The sequence below is a fragment of the Sphingobium sp. genome (assembly GCF_003248505.1).
Classification (GTDB): Bacteria; Pseudomonadota; Alphaproteobacteria; order Sphingomonadales; family Sphingomonadaceae; genus Sphingobium.
In genome coordinates this window covers 1-5,846 of record NZ_QFOA01000122.1, presented here as the reverse complement: position 1 = coordinate 5,846, position 5,846 = coordinate 1, and the positions used below count along the sequence as shown (strand labels likewise).

The following is a 5,846-nucleotide window of genomic DNA, read 5'->3' as shown; positions in this document are numbered from 1 at the left end:
ACACCTTAATTATCTGGAGTAAAATCGATGTCTTCATCCCGTAAATCCGCGCCTGCGTGCGAACCGCTCGACATAAATCTCGACTGCAAAGAAGCCATGATCGATTATCTTAAGACCGCCTTCCCGGTCCGCATGATGCAGGTGATCAAGGGGAACGACGATGTCGAGCGCTCCGAACTTATGATCGACGCCGAGGGCAATCCTGTCTTCTGCCAGCAGGCGCTCGCGCTTCGCGACGAAATGATCGAGGAACTTTGCGCCCTGCCGCCGATCGGGTCTGCGCTCGACGAGATCATCCGGCACTTCGGCACCCAGGCTGTCGCCGAGGTCACTGGCCGTTCGCGGCGTCTCGTGGTCGACGGGAACGGGCGGCAGAAAATCGAAAGTCGAGGGTCAAGGAGCAATCTGGTCGAAGCCGAAGCCTTCATGTCGGGAGCAAAGCAGATCCTCGTCTTTTCCGACGCCGGTGGGACCGGGCGCAGCTATCATGCTGACCGAAACTGCAAGTCATCCGACAGGCGCCGCATTCACTTCCTGCTGGAACCGGGATGGCGGGCATCAAACGCGATCCAGGGTCTTGGCCGGTCCAACCGCACCAATCAGGCGAGCGCCCCCATCTTCAGGCCGGTCACGACCGATTGTCGCGGCGAGCGGCGGTTCATCAGCACGATTGCGCGTCGTCTCGACAGCTTGGGCGCGCTCACCCGCGGCCAGCGGCAGACCGGGGGGCAGAACCTCTTCGATCCGGCGGACAATCTTGAGAGCGATTACGCCCGCGACGCGCTCAACCAATGGTATCATCTGCTCTATCGCGGCAAATTGACGAGTACCTCGCTCAGCGCCTTCATTGCGATGACGGGGCTCAAGCTTCTCGACAAGGAGTCGGGCGGCCTGCTCGACGATCTCCCGCCAATCCAGCGGTGGCTCAATCGGTTGCTCGCCCTTCGTATCGAGACGCAGAATGCGATCTTCGAGGAGTATATGGCGCTGATCCAGGCCCGGATCGATGCGGCGCGCGAGGCGGGCAGGCTCGATGTCGGCGTGGAAACGATCCAGGCCGAGCGCGTAATCCTGCTGGACGAACAGATACTGCGGCGAGACCCCGTCACGGGCGCCGAGACACGCCTCAGCCGTCTGGAACTGCATTATCGCCGAAGAGCGACCGGCTTTGCCCAACTGATCCGCCAGCATGGCGAAGAAGCCGCAGGCTGGCTGCGTAACGGCAAGTCGGGCCGCGTCGCGCTCCAGGTTACGAGCTGGCCAATCATGGACAGTGAGGGGGAGCCTATTACGATGTGGGGGCTTGTGCGTCCCACGGGCCACGAGCGTATCCGTGATCAGGCTCTGCTCGAGAGCCATTGGTCGCCCATCGGCAAAGCCGAGTTCGAAACGCTCTGGGAAGCCGAGGTCGCGGAAGCGCGTGCGAAGCTTGATGTGGAGACGATCAATATGGCAACCGGATTGCTGTTGCCGGTCTGGAACAAGCTGCCGGACGACGATCTCCGGGTCTGGCGCGTGTCTGACGCCGATGGAAGTTCGATCCTCGGTCGCATCATCTCTCCAAGCGGCCTCGCGAAGGTCGCCACGGCCTTCAGCGTCTCAATGAAGATCGCCTTGTCGCCCTCGGAGTTGATCGTTGCGGCGCGCAGCGGCGAAGGCGTGGCCATACCGGGTATGGAGCCGGCAAGGCTCATCTGGGCATTCGTGAACGACAGCCGGCGTCTGGAAATCAGGGACTACCCGGCACCGCGGCGCGAATGGCTGAAATCGATCGGCTGCTTCACAGAGATCATCGCCTACAAGACCAGGCTGTTCATTCCGGCTGATCGAGCCACAACCATCGTGGAGCAGATCATCCGCACAGGCGCCGAATGGGGCAAGCTCGTTGCCCTCTCGGACAAGGCTGCCTGAGCCAGCAGGAGGGGGCCGTGCCTGCCGTGACGGCAGGAGGGAGGGGGAGAGGATGGGATGGCGAAGGTTGGGGAATGGCCCACCGGATCGTCAGCCCATCCAATTCTGGAGGTTCCCATGACTGCAATCACTGCATCTCAGAGCGCTGTCACACGCCCCTATCGCGTCGATGTTTCACGCGGAAAGAACATATCACGTGTGTCGTCGGAATGGTTCAGCCGCCCCCAGGACGAGCGTTATCTCTCTCTGGGTGATCTCTACGACAGTGTACGGACCCGGGCGGAGCGGGCGACGACCCGTATCGTCGAGAGCCGGACGGTTCGTGTCGAAGCCCGCAGCGACGAGCCTGAGCGCCTGTCTCTCATATTGTCGGAGGATCAAGAGCCGGTCGCGCCGACCAACTGGTCGTTCGGCCAACTCTGCAGTCTGGTCGGCGCGCCGGCTTCCTATTTGCGCCAGCTTCCCGCAGCCCTTGCCGGCATCAACCTCCAGCACGGCTTGATCCGCCATCCGGGCGAGCATGTGAAAATGCTGCAGACGAGTGATGGCCGCACCGAACTGCGCGCCGTCACCGGCCCAGACTATGGCCGCATCTGGGATCATGAACTGGTTGGCGCGGTCATGAAGATTGCGGGTAACGGCACCGGTGACACACGCTGGAAGGTGCCCGGCGTTCTCGATTGGGGATCCATGACCTACAATCCGCATGTCGATGTCAGCAGCGAGACGACAACCCTCTATGCCTCCGACCGGGACGTATTCCTGTTTCTCGTCGACGATCTCCATCCGATCGAGGCGGGGCGACTGCCCAATGGCGATCCCGATCTTTATTTTCGTGGATTTTATTGCTGGAACTCAGAAGTCGGCTCCAAGTCATTGGGAATAGCGACTTTCTATCTTCGCGCTGTGTGTCAGAACCGCAATCTCTGGGGCGTCGAGAATTTCCAGGAAATCAACATCCGGCACTCGAAATTCGCAGCGAACCGCTTCGCCCACGAGGCGGCGCCAGCGCTAGCCCATTTTGCCGACAGTTCCCCCCGTTCCTTTATCGATGGCATCACCGCGGCGAGGTCCGCCGTGGTTGCGCGCAAGGACGAAGACCGGGAAAGCTTCCTCCGCAAGGAAGGCTTTTCCAAGGCCGAGACCGCAAAGGTCATTGCGACAGTCCTGGCTGAAGAGGGGCATCCTCCGGCTTCGGTCTACGATTTCGTGCAGGGCATCACCGCACTCGCGCGCAGCCGCCCGCATCAAGATGGGCGCCTGGAGCTTGAAGGCAAGGCCCGCAAGCTTCTCGAACGCGCTCGCTGATCGACCCGGCACCACCCAACCAAAATTCAAGGAGATTTGTCATGGCTCACCTGACCACGATGACGCGCGTCTACCGCATCGATGTCGACTTTTTCAGCGGTGGCGACCAGTTCGCCTCCGAGATCATTTCATTCGAAATCGAGGAGGGGGCTGAAGTCTGGACCGCGGCCTATCTCGCCGCTGAAGGCTCAACCTATTTCGACCTGCGGATTCCCAAGCTTTCCTACCGCTTCAGTTTCGTCCCGAGCTTTCCTGACGAGCCCGACCCGACTTCGCCTGTCGGCGCCCTCAAGCCTGTCTGCCGAGACTGCGGTTGCGACATGCTCGCGCGCGACGCCAGCGCAAGGTGGGACGTCCAGCAGCAGGCGTGGGCGATTTCCGGTGTCTATGATTGCACCTTCTGCGACCTCTGCAACGCGGAAAGCGATGATCTTGCCAGATGGGTGCCGGCAGGCGACATCACGCCCCTGGAGGCCTTCAGCGCCGAGCTTGCAGCAAAGCTTAATGTCGCGGGTCTTGGTGAAAGACCCGAGTTTCAGCGATTCTGCTTCGACAATTGCCTCCACCAATCGGTCGATCAGGCAGCGGTCGCTTGGTGGGTGACGGGCGAAATAACCCCCTGATCGCTTCTCGCTTCGCCGATCAAAGGCACGTCTTCCCCACCTATTTGCCCCCAGCCTCGTACCGATTGAAGCTGTTTCCTCGATCTGTTCCGAGACCGCGACCCACTGACGCGAGGCTGGAGCGGCTCTTCATTGCTGGAGCTTTGATCATGTCTGACTTCCCCGCCGTCGATCCGCTTGTCCAGCGCTTCAATGCGCGGCTCGCCGAACTCAACTCTCCTGCACGCGTGGCCCTCACGCATCTGCTGAGCCACGCCGATATGCTTGAGCTTCGGGACGACGAGCAGAATTTTCTCGAATTCATCCCGGCCACAGCAACGCCGGAAATGGCTTCGATCGCCTTTCGCCTTTACGCGCGCGGGCTCAATCGCGGGGTGCGCTCGGGTGAGGAGGCTGCATGGGCAAAGCTCCGTTTCCTCATCGGCGCGGCGGCGGCCCCCTCTCACTTCTGATCCGACTGGATATGGCACCATGGCAAACACATTTCTTTCCGCGAGCTTCGTCATCCGCTGTACCAACGCCGAGATGGCGCTGCTGGAAGAGGCCTTCCTCGCATGCGCCAATCTCGACGCAGAGTTCGAGCCTGACGATCCCAGCCCCGAATTCCTCGCAAGTTTTCCGCCGACGGATGGGGGCGACCACTGGAGTGGCCTGCTCTCCCTCTTCGACGAGCCGCACTTCCCCTCGCTCGGCGCTGAGTTAAGCGGGGGAAATAGCCTTGAAGACCCTGCGCATTGTACCGCGGTCATTTCCGGAACCACAGATTTCCAGCCTTGGAGCGTTGCCCAGATCATCCAGCGCTGCTGCCGGGCCACACTTGCTCTTGAACCCCTTGGCTTTGAATGGGCCGTCACATGCTCCCGGCCGCGTCCAGGCGAGTTCGGCGGTGGCTATTGCGCGATCTTCGCTGATCGAGTCGTACTTCAGTCTACTGGCGAATCGCTTTCACAAGCATTGGTAACCGGCTCACCTAGCGTCGACGGCGAAAGCTCGGGCCGAATATCGCCGATTGGGCAAAGTACCGATGTGACTGCTGGGCGGAGCCTGTCATTTAACGCGCCCGACATCTTCCACGACCCCGCCTTCCGTCGATGGCTCATGGACGACCGGCCAAAATTCACATGGCACAAGTCCGGCGATCCCGATGAATGGTCAGATGTTGTTGTGCTGGTTGACCCCAGCTTGTCGGGAGAGGGCAGCGACAGCGACATGCCTGCATACATATGGGATAGGATCATCACGCTGTGCCGCGCCGAGCTTGGTGCGGGCGGCAGCGGCGATCCACATATCATGGTTCGCCTCACCAATCTGGACTGCTGAACCCATGGGCAGGCGGATAGTTCGTGCGCCAGTCCTGGCGGCGTGGGGAGGGGGCGTCGATTCGACCGCGATGATCATAGAGATGGTCGCACGACGTGAGCCCATCGATGCGGTTCTGATGGCGGATACGGGGAGCGAGCGCCCTGAAACAGATCGCTTCGTTCCCCTGTTCCGCGAATGGATGGATGACAAGGGTGTCGAAAACCATGTCGTCCGATACGAACCAAAGCGCTTTCGCCACTGGCCTCCCTATCATTCGCTTCTCGAAAATCTGCTTACCAACGGGACGCTACCCTCGATTTCCTTCAATCGCCACAGCTGCTCGGCGAAATGGAAAATCGCTCCCCAGGACCAATGGGCCGCCTCCTGGCCGGCCGCGAAAGCAGTCTGGGCGCGGGGCGGCCAGGTCGTCAAACTTATCGGTTATGATTGCTCGCCGGCCGACAATCGGCGCTATGCCGAACGGGAAGGGCATGAGGACCCGCGGTTCATCTACCGTTATCCGCTGCGGGAATGGGGCTGGAGACGGGAAGAGTGCATCGCGCGCATCGAGCAGGAAGGCCTGCCTGTCCCTGTGAAATCATCCTGCTGGCTGTTATGTTTGCAGATGGTGTCTCGTCTCACCGCAACCCTTTATTTATGGGCTACAAAATTATCCGCCGTTTGAGACGATCCGAGGCCATT

General features: G+C 60.7%; 6 protein-coding genes. All 6 read left to right on the top strand.

The window, feature by feature from the left end:
- The first annotated feature begins 96 nt into the window (after positions 1–96).
- The 6 genes from DI606_RS19185 to DI606_RS19160 all read left to right on the top strand — a co-directional run bounded on the left by DI606_RS19185 (position 97) and on the right by DI606_RS19160 (position 5,829).
- Positions 97–1,911, top strand: a complete 1,815-nt coding sequence (locus DI606_RS19185) for a strawberry notch C-terminal domain-containing protein (protein ID WP_367119497.1) — start codon at positions 97–99, stop codon at positions 1,909–1,911.
- Positions 1,912–2,028: 117 nt separating this feature from the next.
- A complete protein-coding gene (locus DI606_RS19180; RefSeq protein ID WP_293985514.1) occupies positions 2,029–3,219 on the top strand; it encodes a DUF932 domain-containing protein in 1,191 nt (396 codons plus the stop codon).
- A 41-nt stretch (positions 3,220–3,260) separates the two neighbouring features.
- The gene (locus DI606_RS19175; RefSeq protein WP_293985512.1) at positions 3,261–3,842 is read left to right on the top strand and encodes a hypothetical protein; all 582 of its coding nucleotides are present in this window, start codon (positions 3,261–3,263) and stop codon (positions 3,840–3,842) included.
- A 149-nt stretch (positions 3,843–3,991) separates the two neighbouring features.
- Positions 3,992–4,294 carry a hypothetical protein gene (locus tag DI606_RS19170; RefSeq protein WP_293985510.1) on the top strand — a complete coding sequence of 101 codons (303 nt, stop codon included), beginning with the start codon at positions 3,992–3,994 and terminating at the stop codon, positions 4,292–4,294.
- A 19-nt stretch (positions 4,295–4,313) separates the two neighbouring features.
- Positions 4,314–5,162 (top strand): hypothetical protein, encoded by an 849-nt coding sequence (locus tag DI606_RS19165; RefSeq protein WP_293985508.1) that lies wholly within the window; start codon positions 4,314–4,316, stop codon positions 5,160–5,162.
- A 70-nt stretch (positions 5,163–5,232) separates the two neighbouring features.
- The gene (locus DI606_RS19160; RefSeq protein WP_293985506.1) at positions 5,233–5,829 is read left to right on the top strand and encodes a hypothetical protein; all 597 of its coding nucleotides are present in this window, start codon (positions 5,233–5,235) and stop codon (positions 5,827–5,829) included.
- The last annotated feature ends 17 nt before the right edge of the window (positions 5,830–5,846 follow it).

Excerpts from the sequence above, each read along its gene's own strand:
- DI606_RS19185 (WP_367119497.1), top strand. The coding sequence starts at position 97 with ATGATCGATTATCTTAAGACCGCCTTCCCGGTCCGCATGATGCAGGTG.
- DI606_RS19180 (WP_293985514.1), top strand. The coding sequence starts at position 2,029 with ATGACTGCAATCACTGCATCTCAGAGCGCTGTCACACGCCCCTATCGC.
- DI606_RS19175 (WP_293985512.1), top strand. The coding sequence starts at position 3,261 with ATGGCTCACCTGACCACGATGACGCGCGTCTACCGCATCGATGTCGAC.
- DI606_RS19170 (WP_293985510.1), top strand. The coding sequence starts at position 3,992 with ATGTCTGACTTCCCCGCCGTCGATCCGCTTGTCCAGCGCTTCAATGCG.
- DI606_RS19165 (WP_293985508.1), top strand. The coding sequence starts at position 4,314 with ATGGCAAACACATTTCTTTCCGCGAGCTTCGTCATCCGCTGTACCAAC.
- DI606_RS19160 (WP_293985506.1), top strand. The coding sequence starts at position 5,233 with ATGATCATAGAGATGGTCGCACGACGTGAGCCCATCGATGCGGTTCTG.